The organism is Corallococcus sp. AB018 (genome assembly GCF_003986945.1).
GTDB lineage: Bacteria > Myxococcota > Myxococcia > Myxococcales > Myxococcaceae > Corallococcus > Corallococcus exiguus.
Window position 1 is genome coordinate 90,481 of sequence record NZ_RAWR01000002.1, and the last position, 18,870, is coordinate 109,350.

Sequence of the window (18,870 nt, forward strand, 5' to 3'; positions counted from 1 at the left end):
CGTCCTCCTCTGCTGTCTGCCTGTTGGTGCGCTCGCGGCCTCTGAGTCCTGGCTCGTGACGACCGACCTGTGGGGCAACCCCGCCTACCAGTTCCTCACACTGGAGCGCGACGGGAAGCGCCTCTCCGGTGAGCTTGATGGGGATGCGCTGAAGGGGGAGCGCACGGGCAACGCCGTCCGCTTCGTCGTCACGGACTCGCGCCAGCAGACCTATGTCTTCGATGGCAAGGTGAGTGGCGAATCGCTGCGCGGCACCGCGGACTACCCGGACAGCAACAACCCGAAGGCGCGGGCGTCCCATGCCTTCACTGCCCGGTTGCTTCCCTCGCGCCCCGCGGGTGCTCCTCGCGTGCATGACTTCACGCCCACCTCGTGGTCCAACGAGTTCACCGCGCACCGTGCTCCGGTGCTGACCGTCTGGCCGGGCGACACGGTGCGCACCTCGACGCTCGACTCTGGCGGCATGGACGCCAAAGGCGTCACCCGTGCGCTCTTCGGCAACCCGCAGACGGGCCCCTTCTTCATCGCCACCGCGAACCCGGGCGACACGCTGGCCATCCGCATCCGCCGCCTCGCGTTGAACCGCACGTTCGCGGACAGCCTGGATGGCATCGTGGGCCGCGCCCTCACGCCGGGCCTCGCCGCGAAGGCGACGGAGCTGGGCAAGCCCGTTCGCTGGAAGCTCGACCCCGAGCGCGGTGTCGCGACGCCGGAGAACCCGACGGAGCGCCTGAAGGCCTTCACCGTGCCGCTGCGGCCCATGCTGGGCGGCCTGGCAGTGGCGCCCGGTTTCGGCTCCGCGCCCCTGTCCACCGGCGACACGGGCCGCTACGGCGGCAACATGGACTTCAACGAGATCGTGGAGGGCAACACCGTCTACCTGCCCGTCGCGCAGCCTGGGGCGCTCCTGTTCCTGGGCGACGCGCACGCCGCGCAGGGCGACGGCGAGACGTCGCAGTACGCGCTGGAGACCTCCATGGACGTCGAGTTCACCGTGGAGGTCCTGCACGGCAAGCCGCCGCCCTCCACGCCTCGCGTCGAGTCCCCCACCCACCTGATGGCGCTGGGGCAGGGCGGTTCACTGGACGACGCCCTGCGCTCCGCGACGCAGGGCATGACGCAGTGGTTGGAGCAGGACTACGGGCTCACCCTGTCGGAGAGCGCGCAGGTGCTGGGCAGCTCCGTGCAGTACGTCGTCGCGAACCTCGCCGGACGCAGCGTGGGCGTCGCCGCGAAGCTGGACAAGGCGCGGCTCCAGGCCCTCCGTCCCCCGGTGAAGTGAGCTGTATTCCCGGGTGCGTCCAAGGCCCCGGAAAATGGGGCGGAAATGCCGTGTCGATTCCGCGGCCCCTCGTTCGACGTGGAGATGAACCCTCCCGGTCACCCGGGAGCACTTCTTCCATCGAACCGGGAGCCTCCCATGGCCAGCAAGATCGCAATCGCCGCCTTCGTCCTCGTCGTCGCGCTGGGCGCTTTCGTCGCCACCCGCCCGGACCACTTCCGCATCGAGCGCAACGCGCTCGTGGGCGCGCCCCCGGCCACCGTCTTCTCGCTGATCAATGACCTGCACCGGTTCGACACGTGGAACCCGTTCCGCTCCGCGCCGGCGCCCGGCGTGACCAAGACCTTCGACGGACCCAACGAAGGGCCGGGCGCCAGCTTCGCCTATGCCGGCGGCGAGAACGGGGATGGCCGCATGACCATCGTGGAGAGCCAGCCCGGCGAGCGCGTCGTCCTCAAGCTGGAGTTCTTCAAGCCGTTCGAAGCCACCAACCAGGCCACCTTCACGCTCACGCCGGAGAACGGCGGCACCCGCGTGAGCTGGGCGATGGAGGGCGAGAACACCCTGATGGGCAAGGCGATGTCGCTCGTCGTGAACATGGACACGATGCTCGGCAAGGAGTTCGAGCGGGGCCTCGCGAACCTGGACACCGTCGCGCGTGGCGTCACCCCGGCTCCCAGCGCGAGCGCCCAGTCCGACGCGGCGACGCCCGCCCCGGCGCTCTGAAGCGTCGAGCCTCAGTCCGCCAGCGCCCGGTAGGCGCCCTTGGAGAACTCCATGGCCAGGGCCTCGTCGTCGGGGCCCTGCGCCCGTCGCTGCATCAGGAGGATGGCCGTCAGGTCCTGCCGGGGATCGATGAAGAACATCGGGCCGTAACCGCCGCCCCAGCCGTAGCGTCCCGCGGTGGGCGAGACGCCATCCGGCTTCGTACACACGGCGCCGCCGAAGCCCCACCCGGACGCATCCCAGAAGCCAGGGAAGAAGGGCGAGGCGGCCTTCTGCTCCTCCGGAATCTGATCCGTCAGCATCTCCTGGACGCTCGCGGAGGACAGCAGGCGGGTGTGCCCGGACTGGCCTCCGCCCAGCAGCATCCGGCAGAAGGCGAGCAGGTCATCGGCCGTGGACACCAGCCCTCCCTGGCCTCCTCCCGAGGGAAACGCGGGCGGTCGTGACCAGAAGCTGTCCGCCGGTGTGTCCCATGCATCCAGACTCCCCGTGGCGTCGTCGCGCGCGTAGGCCGTCGTGAGCCGGTCGCGCTTCTCCGCGGGCACGGTGAACGCCGTGTCCTTCATGCCCAGCGGCACGAAGAGCCGCTCGCGCAGGAAGTCATCGAAGCGCATGCCCGAGGCCCGCGCGACCAGCACGCCCAGGACTTCGTAGCCGGTGTGATAGGCCCACCGCTCTCCCGGTTGATGCATGAGCGGCAGCGTGCCCAGCCGACGCATGAATTCGTCGGGCGGATCCGTGAGCGCCTGGAAGCCGGGCGACACCCGGGCTTCGCTCATGGCCCGCTGGATGGGATGGGTGCCGGGCCGCGCCATCACCGCGCCCAGGCCCCAACGCAGCGTGAGCAGGTCCCGCACGGTGATGGCGCGCTTCGCGGGAACGGTGTCGTCGAGCGGGCCGCCGGGAGTGCGCAGGACGCGGCGGTCCGCCAGCTCCGGCAGCCACGGGTCGACGGCGCCGTCGAGCGGGAGCTTCCCGTCCTCCACGAGCATCAGCGTGGCCACCGCCGTGATGGGCTTGGCCATGGACGCGAGCCGGAAGAGGCTGTCCCGCTGCATGGGTGGACCGGAGGGCACGAGGCCCTGTGTGCCCAGCACGTCGACGTGCACGGTGTCTCCGCGAGCGACGAGCGCGACGACGCCGGGGAGCTCACCGCGTTCGACGTGGCCGCGCAGGGCGGACGTCATGTCGGCGAGCCGTGTCGGGGAAAGCGCGGCGGAGCGTGGGTGCATGCCTTGAGTCTAAACCCTCGACGCCAGCCGCGAGCCCAGATGCGTGGGGACAGGCGGGCGCTTCAGCGCTTCGCGAGGATGAAGGCGGTGACGGAATAGCGCTGGTGGCCCCGGGCCTCGGACGTCCATTCGGTCACGCGGTGAGGGGCACCCCTCGCGCGGAAGATGAACACCGAGTTGAAGAGCGGCGGGACGCGCATCATGTCCGCGTCCACTTCGGGATGCCGGAAGGCGAGGACGCCGCCGAAGCGGTCCTCCCACGGGCGCGTGAAGTTGTAGACGACGGCGAGCCCTTCCTCGTCCGTGTCCCGGTGCTCCGGAAAGAACTCGCCCACCTCCATGCGCGACACCTGCACCTGCCGCGTCTCCAGGGGCTCGGGCCAGCCCACCAGAGCGGCGTGGAAGGCCGCGCCGTCCGCGCTCTGAAGCCACGCGCAGAAGTCCGTCAGGGCGGAGGGCACCTGTTGCTTCAATGGCGCGATGTGCAGCGGATAGGGCCCGTGGTGGTGGCGCACGAAGCGCGCGTCGCGCAGGGCCTGGTGCAGGGCCTCGGCGCGCTCGGGGAGGAGGGCGTCCCGGAGGCAGAGGTGCGGCACCCGTCCGCCTTCGATGAACTCCTGGCGGAGCGTGGCGTGCAGGGCTTCGGATACGGTGGCCAGGCGCGTCCACGCGGTCGCGGACGCCGGGAACACCTCCGGCTTCGGGGACGGGACGGGGCCGAAGATGCTTTCGGCGTAGTCCGTGATGAAGAACCCGCTCGGGCGCTCAGGCCTTGGAGACGAGGTAGCTGGCGAGCCGGGTGATGACTTTGCCGTCGCGCGGATCATCGAAGAAGGAGATGGCGGGAGTGGGGTTGAATTCAAGCGCCACGAAGGCGCCGTCGGGCGTGCGCCGCAGGTCCACCGCCGTGAAGACCATGCCCAGCGCTTTGGCGCCCTTGAGACACACCGCCCAGGCCTCCTTCGGCAGGCGGGCGGGCTTCACCCGGTGCAGGTTCTGCCTCGCGTCCACCACGCCGTCGGTGGGGATGTGGAAGGCGGACACGGGCTCGCCGTCGAGCACGTAGGCGCGGAACTCGTCGCCCTGGATCTGCTCCTGGAACAGCACCGGACAGTTGGCGAGCAGCTGGAGCCGCGCCTCGGTGAGGTCCGCCTCCTCCACCTTGCGCACCAGCGCGCCGCCGCTCAGGGGCTTGTAGATGACGGCCCCGTGGCGCGCGACGAACTCGCGCACCGCGTCCGGTGAGGCGGTGGCCAGGGTGCTGGGGACGGGAATGCGGTGGCGGCGCAACAGGGCCAGCTGCTGCAGCTTCAGATAGTGCAGCTCCACCGCCTCCAGCGGGTTGACGAACGAGCCGCCGCGCCGGTGGAGCGAACGCAGCACGGAGTGGAGGAACGACTGGCGCTCCCGCTCCGCCAGGTACTGCTCCTGCCAGCGCGGGAAGTTGCGCTCGGACAGGGCCTCGGCCTCGGGGACCGGGAGCGAGAGGCGCACGAGCTTGAGGTAGAACGAGCGCAGGTCACTGAGACACTCACCGTCCCAGTGCACGTCTCCGTCCTGCCAGCTCAACGCGGCGGAGTCCGGGACCCGGTCTGTCTCCAGGACGATGGCTCGCGCACGACGCCGCTCCACCGCTTCCGCGACGAAGCGGGTGGCGTCATCCGAGCGCGAGCCGATGACCACGACCTTCTTACGAGACGTCATGGGGTCCGTGACTTCGCCTGCCCGTCGTTCAGACCGGGCTGTCCATCTTGACCTTCAGGACGCCGCCATCCAGCGGCTTGAGGTCCGGGAGCTTCGAGCCACGCGTGGGGTCGTCCATCATGACCTTCACCCGGCCGCCATCCGGCGGAGTGAAGTCCGGCAGCTTCGAGCCACGGGTCGGGTCATCCATCATGACCTTCACCCGGCCGCCGTCCGGCGGAGTGAAGTCCGGCAGGTTCAGGCCACCGGTCGGATCATCCATCCGGACCTTCACCCGGCCGCCATCCGGCGGAGTGAAGTCCGGCAGGTTCAAGCCACCGGTCGGATCATCCATCCGGACCTTCACCCGGCCGCCATCCGGCGGAGCGAAGTCCGGCAGCTTCGAGCCGCGGGTGGGGTCGTCCATCATGACCTTCAACACGCCGCTGTCCTTCGGCGGCTTGAGGCCGACGCCGTCACCCACGAACTGATCCGCGAGCTCACGGGCCTTCGGGGTCAACTTGACCTTCTCGAAGACGTCGCGAACCTGGTGCTTCTGCTGGGGGCTCAGCTGGGCCGCGTCAGTGCCCTGGAGCGCCTTCTTGAGGGCCGGGGCGCCCACTGCCTTGCCATCCGTGCTGGCGGTCTTCAGGGCGGTCTGCAGCGACGAGACGAAGCCCGTGGGGGATTTGATCTGGGTCATAAAGATTCCTTTGAAAAGGTTATCGGCATGCCCAGGCAGGAGTTGCTTGATTCTCTGAGGATGAGAGTCCTGGTAGAGCAGGGGGCTGCCTGGCCGCCCGCAGTCTTCCCTCGGGGCGTGTGAGTCCCAACCCTTGAAGACAAGGGGAGGAGACACCATGGCGCACCGAGACGACGGACTGCTGGTGCGAGCGCTCGCGGAGTCCGTGAGGCCGCTCCAGGGGACGCGGGAGGATTTCGGGCCCCTGATGGACCTGGTGGGGAACGCGACGTGCGTGCTGATTGGCGAAGCGACCCACGGCACGCACGAGTTCTACCGGCTGCGCGCGCTCCTGACGCGGAGGCTCATCGAGGAGAGGGGCTTCAACGCCGTCGCGGTGGAGGCGGACTGGCCGGATGCGTACCGGATCAACCGCTACGTGCGGGCCATGGGCCACGACGCGGACGCGGTGGAGTCGCTCTCCGACTTCCAACGGTTCCCCGCGTGGATGTGGCGCAACGCGGACGTGCTGGACTTCGCGGGCTGGCTGCGGACGCACAACGACCGCCACTCCGCTCGGGAGAAGGTCGGGTTCTACGGGCTGGACCTCTACAGCCTCCACGCCTCCATGGGCGCGGTGCTGAAGTACCTGGACCGGGCGGATCCGGAGGCCGCGAAGCGCGCCCGGCACCGCTACGCGTGCTTCGAACATTTCGGCGAGGACCCGAAGGACTACGGCCACGCGACGTCGCTGGGCCTGTCGCCGGACTGCGAGCGGCAGGTCGTCGACCAGCTCCGCGAGCTGCAACGGGAGCGCGAGGCCCTGCTGCGCCGGGACGGGTTCATCGCGGAGGACGCGCAGTTCGAAGCGGAGCAGAACGCCCGGGTCGTCCAGAACGCGGAGGAGTACTACCGGTCCATGTTCCATGGGCGCATCTCGTCCTGGAACCTGCGCGACACGCACATGGCGGACACGCTGGATGCGCTGATGGGCTTCCTGAAGCGGAGGCTGGGGGCCGCGCGGGTCGTGGTCTGGGCCCACAACTCGCACGTCGGCGATGCGCGCGCGACAGAGATGGGGGAGGCGGGCGAGGTGAACCTGGGACAGCTGACGCGCCAGCGGCACCCGAAAGTCACGCGGCTCATCGGCTTCAGCACGTACCGGGGCACCGTCACCGCGGCCACCAACTGGAGTGGGACCGCTGAGCGCAAGCAGGTCCGCCACGGACTGGCGGGCAGCTGCGAGTCCCTCTTCCATCAGGTCGGCCTGCCAGGCTTCCTGCTGGACCTCCGCGAACTGGGAGAGGCCGCCGGAGCACTCCGCGAGCGGCGCCTGCAACGGGCCATCGGCGTCATCTACCGGCCCGAAACGGAGCGCAGGAGCCACTACTTCCACACGCGGCTGCCGGAGCAGTTCGACGCGATGCTGCACATCGATGAGACGCGTGCGCTCGAACCGCTGGAGCGCACCGCCGGATGGGAGCGCGGTGAAGCGCCGGAGACCTATCCGACGGGCCTGTAGCCGCCACGGGCTCAGGGGGCCTTGGAGGGGCGGTGATACAACTTGCGCAGCTCCTCCTTGGCCTCCTGGATGGCCCGCCTGCGGGATGCAGGGAGGTTCCGGCCCGCGCGGTTGCCGTAGAACGAAAGCATCGACATGGCCGACTGGAAAGGCGACGCCTTGCGCCGGTGGCTCTGCTCGGCGGAGCGTTTCACCGAGCGGGCGATCTCCTTCGGTGAGCGCTTGAAGACCTGTTCCTCCAGCGTCATCGCGTCGCTGTGCTCCGTCACCTCGCGGGACCAGTAGCGCCGCTTCGCCGCGGGTCGCTTCGCGGTGGGCCGCTTCGCCGTGCCGCGAGAGGCGGTTGCCATGCGCTTGCGGGAAGGGGCGGGGCCATGCGGCTTCTTTGTCGTACCGGGCATCGTGTCTACCCCCGGGCCCGGCTGGTCGCCTTGCGGGTGGCCGCCGCCTTGCGAGCGGACGCCTTGCGGGCGGTGGTCGTGCGCTTACGTGAGGCGTTCTTCGCCTGGGCGGACAGGGCCTGCTTGGACGCCGCCTGACGGCCCTCCCGCTTGAGCGCGCCCTGCGTGGCCTTGCTCCGTTTCTTCGACGGTGCCCGAGGCTTGCGCTCCTGCTGACCCACCTCCAGGTCCTGCTTCGCCGAACGCCGTGTGCGCGCGGTGGCCTGCTCCTTCGTGGGTGGTTTCAGCGGTACGCCCGCGCGTCGCGCCTTCGACAGGCCAATCGCGATGGCCTGCTTCGAAGAGCGTGCGCCGTGCGCGCCTTCGCGGATGTGCTCCAGTTCCTCATGCACGAACTCACCCGCCGCGGTGCTGGCGCTCTTGCCTTCGCGCAGGTCCTTCTTCGCTCGTTCAACGGTCGCCTTGTCGGGCATGACTTCCTCCCATTCGGGTTACGGTCCTGGCCCAAAGGTGCGGACGCTCCGCGCCCAGGCAAGCCGTGTCCCGTATCCGGAGGGAGCCCCATGAGGTGGTGGTGCCTCGCGCTGTTGCTTGCTTCCTGTTCGGCGCACCGCTCCTCCGGTGGCGGCGCGCCGGACGATGCGAACGCGCGGGACCTGCGCGCCCGCGTCCACGAGGCCCGGGGCGAAGCCGCCACCGAGTCCCGGCAGTGGAGCGTGGCGGCGGCGTCGTTCGCGCTCGCTCGGGCCTCGCGGGATTCGCTCGCCGCGCAGTGGGGACAGGGACAGGCGGTGGACCACGCCTCCACGCTGCGCTGGTCGAAGCGCATCCAGGGTTCGGTGCTCGCCCTGGCGTTCACGCCAGACGGCCGCGTGCTGGCGTCCGGGCATTACGACTCTGTCGTCCGGCTCTGGGACGTGGAGCGCGGCGAGCTGCTGGCGGAGCTCAAGGGCCACACGGCCGAGGTCCACGCCGTCGCCTTCTCGCCGGACGGCCGCTGGCTGGCTTCCGCGGGAAGGCCCGGCGAGCTCCGGGTCTGGGATTGGCGCCAGGGCAGGCCGCACGCGGTGATTCCCGGCAACACCGACGTCGTGCTCGGGCTGGCGTTCTCGCCCGACGGCAGGCGGCTGGCCTCCGGTGGTCTGGACAAGGCGGTCCGCGTCTGGGCCTTCGAGACAGGCGCCGAGCAGCTGCGCTTCGAGCACGACGACAACGTCATCGCCGTCGCCTTCTCGCCGGATGGCAGGCGGCTGCTGTCCACGAGCGCGGACCGGAGCGCGCGGGTCTGGGACCTGGAGTCGCGCAAGGAGGTCCTCCGCCTCGTGGGTCACGGGGAGAAGGTGGAAGCGGGCGCGTTCTCCTCGGACGGACAGCGCATCATGACGGCGGCGGGCGACCGGGCCGTGCGCTTCTGGGACGCCCGCTCGGGGCAGCTCACCGACGTGTTTCGCAACTCCGGCGACGTCTCCGTGGCCGCAATCGACGCCGGATTCCAGCTCCTGGTCCAGGGCGGATGGGACGGGCGCGTGCAACTCCTCGACGGCCATGGGGGCGCGCTGCTGGAGCGGATGGATGCGCATCACGCCGCCGTGATGAGCGTGGCCTTGTCACCGGACGGGCGCACGTTTGCTTCGGGCGGGATGGACGGCGTCCTCGGCGTGTGGCGCAGGCCGGAGGTCCCCGCGCAGGTGCTGCTTCGTGGACCCGGTGTCTGGGTGGAGGCGCTCGCGTTCTCCCAGGAGCGCGAGTTGATGACAGGCGGTGAGGATGGCTGGCGGCGGTGGCGCATCGCGGAGGGAAGAGAACTCCATCCGGAAGTGGGAGGAGCGGAGTCCGCGGTGTCCCTGGCGGTGAGCCCGGACCGCGAGCGCATCGCGGTGGGAACGCTGAAGGGGAGGGTACTCGTACTGGACGCGCGTTCGGGGCGGGTGCTGCTGGAGTTGCCCGCGGCGAACGGCTCCGTGCGCGCGGTGGCCTTCAGCCCGGATGGGGCGCTCCTCGCGGTGGCGGGAGATCCGGACATCCAACTCTGGTCCGTGGCCGACAGCAGGCCCGTGGGGCTGCTCCAGGGACACACCGGCAAGGTGTGGGCGCTGGCCTTCGACAGCTCGGGGCGCAGGCTCGCGTCAGGCAGTGCGGACAAGACGGTGCGGACATGGGATGTGGAGCGGCGTCAGCCCCTCTTGCGGCTCGACATGGGCGAGCCCGTGCGCGCCGTGGTCTTCACCTCATCCGAGCCCCACCTGGTGACGGCGGGGATGCGGCAGCCCCTCCGCGTCTGGGACGTGACGGAGGGCCGGCTGTTGAAGACGATGGACGCGAAGACCGTGGGTGTGCTCGCCCTGGCTGTGTCACCGGATGGCCGCTTCCTGGCTTCGTCGGGCGTGGAGGCAGGGGTGAAGGTCTGGGGGCTGCACTCCGGCGAACAGCTGGGGACGTTCACGGGTCAGCAGGGCTTCGTGGCGGCCCTGGCCTTCTCCCCGGACGGCGCGCTCCTCGTCTCCGCGGCCTCCGACCGGACGCTCCAACTGAACCGGTTCGACTCCATCGTCCATCCATCCCCGGCGGGAGCAGGCATCGACGAACTCCTGCGTCACTACGGGCTCGTCTGGGACGAGGCGCGGTTCCTGCTCACACCAGCCGCAGGAAGCGATTGAGGTCGCGGAACAACCAGAGGGGATTGCCGTACCACACGGCCATCTCCAGCACCCCCGCCCAGACGACGAGCCCCAGCCGCACCGCCGTGGGCCAGCGAGGAGCGCGCAGCACACCCACGCACAAAGGCACCAGCATCAGCGCGGACGCATGCCACCAATGGCGCGTGTCGATGACCGCGAGCAGCACGCCCAACCCCACCGACGCGGTCACCAGCCCGTCCGACCCGCGCCAGGAGAGCGCCAGCACCGCCGCGCTCAAGCCCAGCACCAGGGCCACCGTGCCGGGCTCACCCAGGATGGAAGGCGTCGCCGCATCCGTCTGGGCGGCCAGCGGCGCCATCCACAGGAACGTGCGCACGCAGAGGACCCCCGCCGCCGACACCCCGAGCAGCGTGCCCCACGGCCACTGACGCACCGGCCGCCCATGCACCACGCGCCACAGCGCCACCACACCCACGGCGACGAGGACGAGCGCCCGGTAGTGCAACAGCGCCGCGAGCGCCAGCCAGCGCAACGCGACCACCGGCCGGTCCTTCGCGAGCGCCGCCAGCGCCAGCACCCCGCACACGAGCCACGCGCCGTCGTACTGGCCATAAAGCGCCAGCCGCATCAGCACCAACCAGCAGAGGAACCCCACCGCCCAGCGGCCACCCGCCGGAAGCCCATCCAGGAGCCGCAGCGCCGCGTAGAGCGCCACATGCGCGAAGGCCAGCAGGTACAGCAGGCACACCTGCCCGAAGGCCTGGGGCGACATGGGCACCCACTCGCCCACGAGCGCCAGGGGCAGGAAGAGCACCAGCGCGCCGGGCGGATAGACGTACGGCACCTCCAGCCACTGGTCGATGGCCTGGGGGTAGGGGACGCCTTCGCGAAGCTCGCCCAGCGGCGCGGTGTAGAGCGCCTGGAGCCCGCGATGCAGTCCCACCCAGACCACGTACGGATGGCGCACGTGGTCCGTGTATCCCTCCTTCAGCGTCCCCCGTGACGTCACCCCGGACAGGGGGACGGCGGAGAGCACGAGGAGCGACAGCAGCGTGAGCAGTCCCCACCGCGCGGCGGGATGCCGGACGAGGATGCCGGGACCTTCCATGACGTCAGGTGCTGGAGGGCGCCACGCGCGCGCGCAGGTCCTGCTTGAGGCCCAGCGAGAAGAGCACCAGGGTGAGCAGGTACACGGGCTCGATGAAGAACAGCTGCGGACCGCCCAGGGACAGGCCGTGGGTCTTCTTCTCGAAGACGACGTGCGCGCCCACCACCATCGCGAAGCGGAACACCATCACGCCCACCGCGATGCCCGTGGCCGTTCCCGTGGGAAGCCCCGCCACCGCTTCCGCGGCGAGGAGCGTGGGCACCAGCGGCAGGGCCATCAGCAGGCCGGCGGTCCACTCCAGCGTCATGGCGTACACGGTCACCGCGGCCACCAGCAGATGCGCGGCGGTGACGGGCGTGCCGGGGATGCGCACCCAGCACAACGGCACCAGCAGGGCGAACGTGAAGAGATAGGCCCCCACGAAGTGCACGGCGCGGCTGACGCCGTTCTCGTGCAGGGGCATCCAGACGCGCATCTTGTCGGCGAAGCTCATGGATCCCCACCGTAGGCCATCCTCGCCCCGGTTGCCTCACCCGTGGAGGGGCGCGGTCGCCGCGCACCCCGGGGCGCAAGAATAATGTTTCACCGGGACGTACCTGTGGAGCAGCCGCGTTTCCGCTGCTGCCCACACCCCGAAGGTACCTCCCCGATGAAACAACTCCTGTCGCAAGACATCGTGCGCCGCGCGTTCCGTCACGCCGGCTTCAAGGTCGCCGCCGTCGCCACGGTGGGCGTGGCGCTCACCAGCGCCATCAGCTTCGCGTCCGTGTCCGCGCGTACGCCGACCCATGACTTCACGCAGGCGGACGTGGACGCCATCGTCGCGCAGATCCGTCAGGTGCCGACGGACACGTTCTACATCCGGCTGCCCACGTTCTCGCCCCGGGGCGGGGTCAACGGGTCGCGCCTCTACGGCACGCTGCCCCTCGCCTATGTGCGGCGGATGGCGAGCGTCCAGCACGTCGCCCTCGATGAGCAGTCGAACATCATGGGCCTGGTGATGGATCCGAACACCGAGGCCGGGATGGCCTCGGGCGAGAAGTCGAGGCGCGTGGCCCTGGCCATCGACGCCGTCCTCGCGGACGTCACCCCCGCCTCCTACCAGTTCCTCAGGTAGCCATGAGAACCGTCCCATCGCGGCCCGAGGGGGATGAACGCCAGGCGGCCCTCTGGGCGTGCGTCGCCGTAGTGCATCTGGCCGCGGTGGGCGCCTTCCTCTGGACGCGCCTGGCCCATGCGGACTCGGACGGCGCGTTCGACCGAGGCGTCCGGACCTACCAGAGCCTGTCCGGCGTCATCAGCGACTACCGCTTCTTCGCTCCCGCGGTGGCCAGCGACTCGCGGACCGGCTTCTTCGTCGAACAGAGCGACGGAAGCTCGCTGTTCGAACCCCTGACCTCCGACGAGGTGGAGGTGGCGCGCCGCTACCGCTGCATCGTCGCCTCCGGTCTGCGCGCCAACCGCAAGACGCAGGACGTGCTGGCGCAGTCCTGGGCGGCGGTGATGCTGGGCGTCCATCCGGAGGCCTCCCAGGTCACCGTCGTCACCCAGTCCTACCAGCTTCCTTCCATGGAGGCCTGGGCCGCCGGGAAGCGGCCGGAATGGGCCATCCACTACACCGGGACCTTCGGCCGCCTTGACGCTCCGAAGTCCGAGGCCTCGCCATGAACCGTCTCCAGACCCACGTGCGGCGCTTCTGGTTGGAGCCCGCTTCCTCCGACGGACTGGCCTTCCTGCGCATCGCCGTCGCGGCCATCTCCCTCACGCAGCTCGCCATCCTCTGGCCGCACCTGCCGGAGCTGTACGGCAACTTCGGCCTCGTCCAGTGGGTCATCACCGATGTGGGCGCGGGCGACTGGGCGCCCAGCCTGGGGTGGCTGGGGCGGCTCCTGGCGCCACTGGGCATCAGCACGATGGCCACGATGTACGCCGTGTTCGTCCTCTACGCGGTGGGGCTGGTGGGCCTGCTCGTGGGCTACCGCACGCGCGCCTTCGCGGTGCTCGCCTGGTTCACGCATGGCCTGACGTCCGCGAACGCGTACCTGTCGCTCTACGGCGTGGACACCATCCTCCACGTACTCTTCTTCTATCTGGTGTTCATGCCGTCCGCGGGCCGCTGGTCGCTGGATGCGCGAGCGGGCCGCGTCTCCACCGGTCCGTCGTCCGCAGCCCGCGTGGCGCTGCGCACGCTCCAGGTCCACCTGTGCTTCATCTACCTGGACACCGGCCTGGCCAAGGCGCAGGGCGTGCAGTGGTGGACCGGCGAAGCCATCTGGCGCGCGCTGATGCAGCCGCAGTTCCAGGCGTTCGACTTCTCCTGGCTCGCGGCGTACCCGCTGCTTGCGAAGGTGGCCTGCTGGGGCACGCTGCTCATCGAGGTGGGCTACGCGGGGATGATCTGGGTGCCCCGGCTGCGGCGGCACTGGCTGGTGGCCACGCTGCTGTTGCACGCGGGCATCGCCGTGTGCCTGCGGCTGTGGCTCTTCTCCCTGACGATGATGGCCTTCAACCTGGCCGCCTTCGCCTGGACGTGGCTGGCTTCAGAGGCCCCCGTGGAGAACGAGGCGGCGGATCAAGCGGAGGCGTTCAGCGCCGCGTTGCTTCCCTCACACGCGGCCTTCGCCAACCGCGAGCCCACCTCGATGTAGCCGGGGTGGTGCACGTAGTCCGGAAGCGTGTCCTCCGACGTGCGCTCGTGGCGCATGTTGAGCGGATAGAGCCCTTTCGAAACCAGCGCCAGCCGCTGCGTCCGCCAGGACAGCCCCGCCTCTTCCATGACGCGCGCGAAGTCCGACATCCGCTGGACCCGGTCCGCCTGCTCCAGAATGCCCGGGCGCATCGCCTTCGTGTAGCCGGACCGGGGCTTGTAGTCCTTGCGCAGCTGATGCAGTTGCGCCCTGCGCCGCTCGGCGAGCAGTTCCTGGAAGCGCGGCTCGGTGGCCGTGAGCTGCTCCAGGACTTCGCGCCCCATCTTCTCGTAGAAGACGGCGGTTGAATCGTCGTGCCGGACCTTGCCCTCCAGGAACCGCACGTAGCCGCGCGTCGCCTCCAGCAGCTCGCGCTCCGCCGCGTCCACGGTCGGAACGGCCACCCGCCGGGGGATGTCCACCGGCACGAAGAACTCCCTCGTGCCCATGGGGCCGCTCTCGTAGCGGTACGCGTACCCGGTCTCCCGGTCCCCGAAGACGAGGACGAAGTCCGGCAACCGGGGCAGGGGAGGAGGGGGCGTGGTGAGGATCCAATCCTCGGGGTCGCTGTCCGTGAGCACCCGCAGCGCGACGAGCCCCCGCGCCTTCATCCCGTCCAACCAGGCGTAGAAGGACGGCTCGAAGCCCCCGTCCGGCAGCGCGAAGCCCTCGAAGGTGTCGGGCCCCCGCACGAGGGCCGCGCCTCCAGGATCGTCAATCACCTGCGCCCGCAGGTCGCGTCCCCGCAACCGCGCGTTGCCGACGATGGCGAGCTGCGAAACGTAGTCGTAACGCGGCAGGGTCATGGTGTCGCGGAGGTCAGCTCCGGGAAGCCTTGAGCACCTTCGCGGCGAGGCCCGCGTCCGTCACGCGGTCGTACTTGAAGGGCTGTCCGGGCACCGCCTGATAGCGGTAGACCGTGAAGGGGCCCTTGTCCTCGCTGGCGTGCTCCGGCACGAGTACCGCGAAGCTCTCATTGCCCACGCCCACCATGTCGATGCAGCGCAGGCGCTCCAGCTTCCCGGCCGGGTCGCGCAGGTTGTAGACGTCGTCGACGCCGAAGCCGGCGACGCCCTCGACCTCGGGCTCCTTGGGAAGGTGCTTGCGCAGCACGCCCAGCACCTGCTCCAGGTACTGACGGGCCGCCGCGGGGGTCGCCGGCAGCTCCTGGCGCTTCGCCTCGTCACGGGCCAACGACACCAGCGTCGAAGAGGGCAGGCGCGTGTCGGCGAGGACGGCCTCCAGCCCTTCGATGCCCGTGTACAGGGGAATGCTGTTGAAGCCCAGCGCGTGCCGGACCTGGTCCTCCACGTCGGCCAGGGTCGAGTTGGGCGCGCAGTAGGTGCTCAAGAAGGTGCGCGCCTTCTCCAGCGGAGGCGCGTTCTTGAGGGCTTCCATGCGCGCCTTGAGCTCTTCGAAGCGCGCGCTTGTCTTGGGGTCGGCGGTCATCGGAAGGGGGCCTCAGGGACCAGGGAAGGCGGTCAATACCATCACCTGCGGCGGGGTGCCGTCGATGAGGCGCAGCCGGACGTTGTAGCTGCCCGCGTTCGCGGGAACGGCGGTGCGGGTGCCCGCCGATTCCACGGCCGTGAAGCCGTTGCCCACCGTCGTGCCGGGAGTCACGGGGATGTTGAGGTGGTCGCTGTGGCCGTACAGGGCCAGGTCCGTCTTGATGGTGTCCCAGTTGTCCGCCACGTACTTGTTGAGGGTGGAGTCCATGGTCGCGTCGCTGGACCACTGGAACGAGTTGTTCTCCACCGAGCCCCATCCGGCGCCGTCGGTGACGCGGCTCTCGAGGGTGCGGGCCCCCGGGGGCGCGTCCGCGATGTTCGTGGGCAGCGACGCGCCGTGCCGGTCGATGGTGTGCGCGTTGTGGGCCGAGCCGTGCGCCGCGTCGTTGGCGGCCACGTTGAGCGTGGGGCCGTTCGGGAAGGCCTCGGCCAGCTGCTGCTCGCGGATGACGCCCCGGCGCAGAATCTCCGTCTGGGCCCGCTCCGCGCGCAGCTTGGCCAGCTGCTGCGACTCGATGGGGACCTTGTTCCCCGCCGAATCCACCTGCGTGAAGACGGCCGGGTTCGCGTCCCGGTTGAGCTCGGCCTGGGTCCGGGTCTTCGGGTCGTAGGTGCGCTCCGAGTAGACGCGGCGCCCCTCGGCCTGGCGGGCCTTGAACTGCTGCGCCGTCTCCGTCGCGGGATTGCGCGGGCCGTTGATGGCCGTGTTCTCCGCGGCCGTCATGGGCACCTGCGGGGGCGGAGTCACCTGGCCCACGGTGTTCACCGACGTGCCCACGCCCGCCCAGTCCGGCGTCGTGGCGCCCGGCGTGCCGTGCATGGCCACGGAGCCCGTGCCCGGCGCCAGCGAGTCCAGCCGCTTGGCGTGGAACTCGATCTGGAACTCCACGTTGGCGATGTCGCGCTGGAGCGCCGCGCGCTCGGCGACGGTGGCCGCGGTGGGCTTGCCGCTCATGCCCGCGATGCTGTCGTCGATTCGCTTCTGCGCCGCCTCCAGGCCGCCCAGGATGTTCTTGAGCTTCTGCACCTCCATCTTGGACTCGAAGCCCTGCGTGCCGTAGCCCGGCGTCTTGGTGAGGGCCTGCTGGACGCGGTCCTTGAGCTGGCGGATCTGCCCGGTGGGCCCCTCGTACTTCTGGAGCAGGCGGGCCGTCTCCTGGTGCGCGGCGATGTCCGCGGGCGTGGCGTGCGGCCCCGCTTCAATCCGCACCTGGCCGTTGTCGTAGCGCACCTTGGTGGTGTTGCCCGGCAGGTCCGGGTTGTGAATCACCGGGATTTCACGCGGCTTGAGCATGTCCGCGCCCTTGGCCAGGCCGCCGCTCACCACGCCGCCGGTCACCGCGCCCACGGTGCCGTCCGTCACCGCGCGGGTCGTCACGCGGCCCAGGCCCGTGAGCGCGCCGTCCTTCCACGTCTCGGACTGGGTGGCCGCGTCCATGGCACCACCGGCCGCGCCGCCGTAGGCACCTTCCTTGATGCCCTGCTTGATGGCGGTGCGCACGGTGCCCTCCGCGGTCTCCCGCACGGTCGTGCGGACCGCGGCCTCCGTGGCCTGGGTGGCCGCCACGCGCGTGCCGCCCGTGGCGAGGGAAGCGCCCTTGCCGATGGGGATCACCGCCGTGCCGCCCTCCACGGCGCCAATGAGCGCCTGGCGGCTCAGGTCCTGCGCCCCGGCGGCGTTGCCCTGGATGGCGGCGTACGTCGCGGCGCGCGTGGTGGCGCCCACCGCCGCGTACCCGGCGATGGCCAGGGGCGTGGCCGCGCCGCCCGTCGCGACGACGGCCACGGTGGTCGCGGCGACGACGGCCACGGTGGCCGTGGTTTCCGCCAGCGAGTCCTTGGCGGACTGGAGCGCCTTCACGTCCTCCGTGGCGTAGCCCGTCAGCGTGTTCGCGCGCTGGGTGTCACCCGTCGCGATGGCCTGGTCGGCGCGGTCCAGGTTGCGGTTGAGGATGTCGTTGTCCGACTCGCCCTTGGTGAGGTGCTGGATGCCGTCCAGCAGGTCCACGCCGAAGCCGGACTCGTTGGTCTGGACCTCGCGCAGCCGCCGCGCGCGCTCCTGCGCGGCGTTGGGGTCGTTGGGGTCGATGGCGCCCAGGTCGTAGTCCTGCTTGAGCAGCTCCAGCTCGTCGCGGCCGTCCAGCTCGCTGTCCAGCTCCGCGCGCAGGTCCTTGCCGTACTTCTGCTGGTACGCGGCGGCGATGGTGTCCAGCTGTGCCTTGGACTTGCCGCCCAGCTCGGAGCGGATGGCGTCCTCGTCCGTGCCCATGCCGTCCATGGCCAGGAACAGCCGCTCCGCGGAGGCCTCCGCCTGCCCCTTCGCGTCGTCCGCGGCGGGCGGGTTGAGCATGCGCAGCGTGACGTCCCGGTCGCCGCCGTCCCACTTCTGAATCTGGGAGTCCAGCGACTGGCCCGTCTGCTTCTGGTACTCGGCCTTGATGGCGTTGATCTGATCCGGCGTCTTCCCCTGGAGGATGTCGCGCACGCCGCTCTCGTCCGCGCCGAAGAAGCCGCCCAGGGCCTCGCGCAGCCGGGCCGCGTCCGCCTGGGCCGGGTTGTCCTGCATCAGGCCGACGGCGCGGTCGTACTCCTCGGTGGACAGCTCGTCCTTGAGCTTCGCCTTCAGGCCCTCGTCCTGGGAGAGGATGGCGCGCTGCTCCGGCGTGGCCCGCTCCAGGCGCTCGAAGATGCGGCCCTCGTCGGTGCCCCAGCCGGCCATGTCCTCTTCCAGGCCGGCCTTGAGCGCCTGGGTCTCCAGCGCGGTGGCCTCCGCGGGCGTGGAGGCCTGGCCCGCGTTGAGCATGCTCCGGGCGCGCTCCAGCTGCGCGCCGTCCATCTCCCGGCCCATGCGGGCCAGCAGGACGTCCTCGGGCTTCTGGCCCGCCGGGGTGCCGCCGTTCATGTCCGCGTACTGCTGCGCGATGGCGTGGCGCTCCGCGGGGGAGCGCTTCTCCAGGATCTTCAGCATGTCCTCGTTGGAGCCGAAGAGGCCGTCCATCTCGGACTGGAGGTTGACCGCGTCGCTCTTCGCGCCGTTGCCCTGGAGCAGGCCCTCCGCGCGCTGCAGGTCGGAGCCACCCAGCTCGTCCCGGATCTTCTCATCCAGGTTCTTGCCGTAGTGGTCCTGGTAGCTTTGGCGGATCATCGCGACCTGCTCGGGCGTCTTGCCCTCGAGCGTCTGGAAGATCTTGTCCTCGTCGGTGCCCCACCCGGTGAGTCCGCCGTCCATGGCCTCGCGCAGGGCGCTGGCGTCCTTGTCCGCCTGGGCCTGCGTGTACGCAGGGGCGGCCGGAGCGGGAGCGGGAGCCGGGGCCTGCGGGGCGGGCGCGGGCGGGCCGGCGACGGTGCTGCGCGTCGTCGCGACGTTCGCGGGCGTGGTGGGCGTCCCCAGCGAGGG

At 70.4% G+C, this 18,870-nt stretch carries 18 protein-coding genes; 7 read left to right on the forward strand and 11 right to left on the reverse strand.

Annotation, left to right across the window (positions count from 1 at the left end; translation table 11 throughout):
- Positions 1-55: 55 nt before the first annotated feature.
- Complete coding sequence (locus D7Y11_RS00745) at positions 56-1,282, forward strand: acetamidase/formamidase family protein (RefSeq protein ID WP_233605124.1); 1,227 nt, start codon at positions 56-58, stop codon at positions 1,280-1,282.
- A gap of 138 nt (positions 1,283-1,420) precedes the next feature.
- The gene (locus D7Y11_RS00750) at positions 1,421-2,008 is read left to right on the forward strand and encodes an SRPBCC family protein (protein WP_121754590.1); all 588 of its coding nucleotides are present in this window, start codon (positions 1,421-1,423) and stop codon (positions 2,006-2,008) included.
- 11 nt (positions 2,009-2,019) lie between these two features.
- Here the strand turns inward: D7Y11_RS00750 and D7Y11_RS00755 are convergent, their stop codons facing one another.
- The 4 genes from D7Y11_RS00755 to D7Y11_RS00770 all read right to left on the reverse strand — a co-directional run bounded on the left by D7Y11_RS00755 (position 2,020) and on the right by D7Y11_RS00770 (position 5,626).
- Positions 2,020-3,240 (reverse strand): serine hydrolase, encoded by a 1,221-nt coding sequence (locus tag D7Y11_RS00755; protein WP_126932765.1) that lies wholly within the window; start codon positions 3,238-3,240, stop codon positions 2,020-2,022.
- Positions 3,241-3,302: 62 nt separating this feature from the next.
- On the reverse strand, positions 3,303-3,932 hold the full coding sequence (locus tag D7Y11_RS00760; protein WP_233605123.1) for a 2OG-Fe(II) oxygenase: 630 nt from the start codon (positions 3,930-3,932) through the stop codon (positions 3,303-3,305).
- A gap of 73 nt (positions 3,933-4,005) precedes the next feature.
- Positions 4,006-4,944 (reverse strand): RimK family alpha-L-glutamate ligase, encoded by a 939-nt coding sequence (locus tag D7Y11_RS00765; RefSeq protein WP_126932766.1) that lies wholly within the window; start codon positions 4,942-4,944, stop codon positions 4,006-4,008.
- A 28-nt stretch (positions 4,945-4,972) separates the two neighbouring features.
- Entirely contained in the window at positions 4,973-5,626 is a 654-nt protein-coding gene (locus D7Y11_RS00770) for a hypothetical protein (protein ID WP_126932767.1), read from the reverse strand.
- Positions 5,627-5,783: 157 nt separating this feature from the next.
- Here D7Y11_RS00770 and D7Y11_RS00775 point away from each other — a divergent pair, with 157 nt between their 5' ends.
- Entirely contained in the window at positions 5,784-7,127 is a 1,344-nt protein-coding gene (locus D7Y11_RS00775; protein WP_120578316.1) for an erythromycin esterase family protein, read from the forward strand.
- Between the two features lie 11 nt (positions 7,128-7,138).
- Here D7Y11_RS00775 and D7Y11_RS00780 read toward each other — a convergent pair whose 3' ends face one another.
- Both D7Y11_RS00780 and D7Y11_RS00785 read right to left on the reverse strand, forming a co-directional pair.
- The gene (locus D7Y11_RS00780; protein WP_126932768.1) at positions 7,139-7,477 is read right to left on the reverse strand and encodes a DUF3175 domain-containing protein; all 339 of its coding nucleotides are present in this window, start codon (positions 7,475-7,477) and stop codon (positions 7,139-7,141) included.
- A 56-nt stretch (positions 7,478-7,533) separates the two neighbouring features.
- Complete coding sequence (locus tag D7Y11_RS00785) at positions 7,534-8,001, reverse strand: transcription elongation factor (protein WP_120578314.1); 468 nt, start codon at positions 7,999-8,001, stop codon at positions 7,534-7,536.
- Positions 8,002-8,091: 90 nt separating this feature from the next.
- Between D7Y11_RS00785 and D7Y11_RS00790 the strand changes: the two genes are divergently transcribed.
- On the forward strand, positions 8,092-10,185 hold the full coding sequence (locus D7Y11_RS00790; RefSeq protein WP_126932769.1) for a WD40 repeat domain-containing protein: 2,094 nt from the start codon (positions 8,092-8,094) through the stop codon (positions 10,183-10,185).
- Here D7Y11_RS00790 and D7Y11_RS00795 read toward each other — a convergent pair.
- Entirely contained in the window at positions 10,160-11,275 is a 1,116-nt protein-coding gene (locus D7Y11_RS00795; RefSeq protein ID WP_126932770.1) for a hypothetical protein, read from the reverse strand. The genes D7Y11_RS00790 and D7Y11_RS00795 overlap by 26 nt on opposite strands.
- A gap of 4 nt (positions 11,276-11,279) precedes the next feature.
- Positions 11,280-11,768 (reverse strand): DUF962 domain-containing protein, encoded by a 489-nt coding sequence (locus tag D7Y11_RS00800; RefSeq protein ID WP_120578311.1) that lies wholly within the window; start codon positions 11,766-11,768, stop codon positions 11,280-11,282.
- A gap of 156 nt (positions 11,769-11,924) precedes the next feature.
- Here D7Y11_RS00800 and D7Y11_RS00805 point away from each other — a divergent pair, with 156 nt between their 5' ends.
- Genes D7Y11_RS00805 through D7Y11_RS00815 form a run of 3 tightly spaced genes read left to right on the forward strand, consistent with a single transcriptional unit; the run spans position 11,925 to position 13,923 of the window.
- Positions 11,925-12,392 carry a hypothetical protein gene (locus tag D7Y11_RS00805; protein WP_120578310.1) on the forward strand — a complete coding sequence of 156 codons (468 nt, stop codon included), beginning with the start codon at positions 11,925-11,927 and terminating at the stop codon, positions 12,390-12,392.
- Between the two features lie 2 nt (positions 12,393-12,394).
- Positions 12,395-12,943, forward strand: a complete 549-nt coding sequence (locus tag D7Y11_RS00810; protein WP_126932771.1) for a hypothetical protein — start codon at positions 12,395-12,397, stop codon at positions 12,941-12,943.
- The gene (locus tag D7Y11_RS00815; RefSeq protein ID WP_126932772.1) at positions 12,940-13,923 is read left to right on the forward strand and encodes an HTTM domain-containing protein; all 984 of its coding nucleotides are present in this window, start codon (positions 12,940-12,942) and stop codon (positions 13,921-13,923) included. The genes D7Y11_RS00810 and D7Y11_RS00815 overlap by 4 nt, the downstream gene beginning before the upstream one ends.
- Here the strand turns inward: D7Y11_RS00815 and D7Y11_RS00820 are convergent.
- From D7Y11_RS00820 to D7Y11_RS00830, 3 genes are all read right to left on the reverse strand, one after another.
- Positions 13,848-14,768: a hypothetical protein gene (locus tag D7Y11_RS00820; RefSeq protein ID WP_126932773.1), complete on the reverse strand. Its 921-nt coding sequence runs from the start codon at positions 14,766-14,768 to the stop codon at positions 13,848-13,850. The two genes, D7Y11_RS00815 and D7Y11_RS00820, sit on opposite strands and share 76 nt — an antisense overlap.
- 13 nt (positions 14,769-14,781) lie before the next feature.
- On the reverse strand, positions 14,782-15,411 hold the full coding sequence (locus tag D7Y11_RS00825; protein WP_121754580.1) for a hypothetical protein: 630 nt from the start codon (positions 15,409-15,411) through the stop codon (positions 14,782-14,784).
- A 12-nt stretch (positions 15,412-15,423) separates the two neighbouring features.
- A partial coding sequence (locus D7Y11_RS00830) for an annexin (protein WP_148139188.1) occupies positions 15,424-18,870 on the reverse strand: 3,447 nt, incomplete at its 5' end.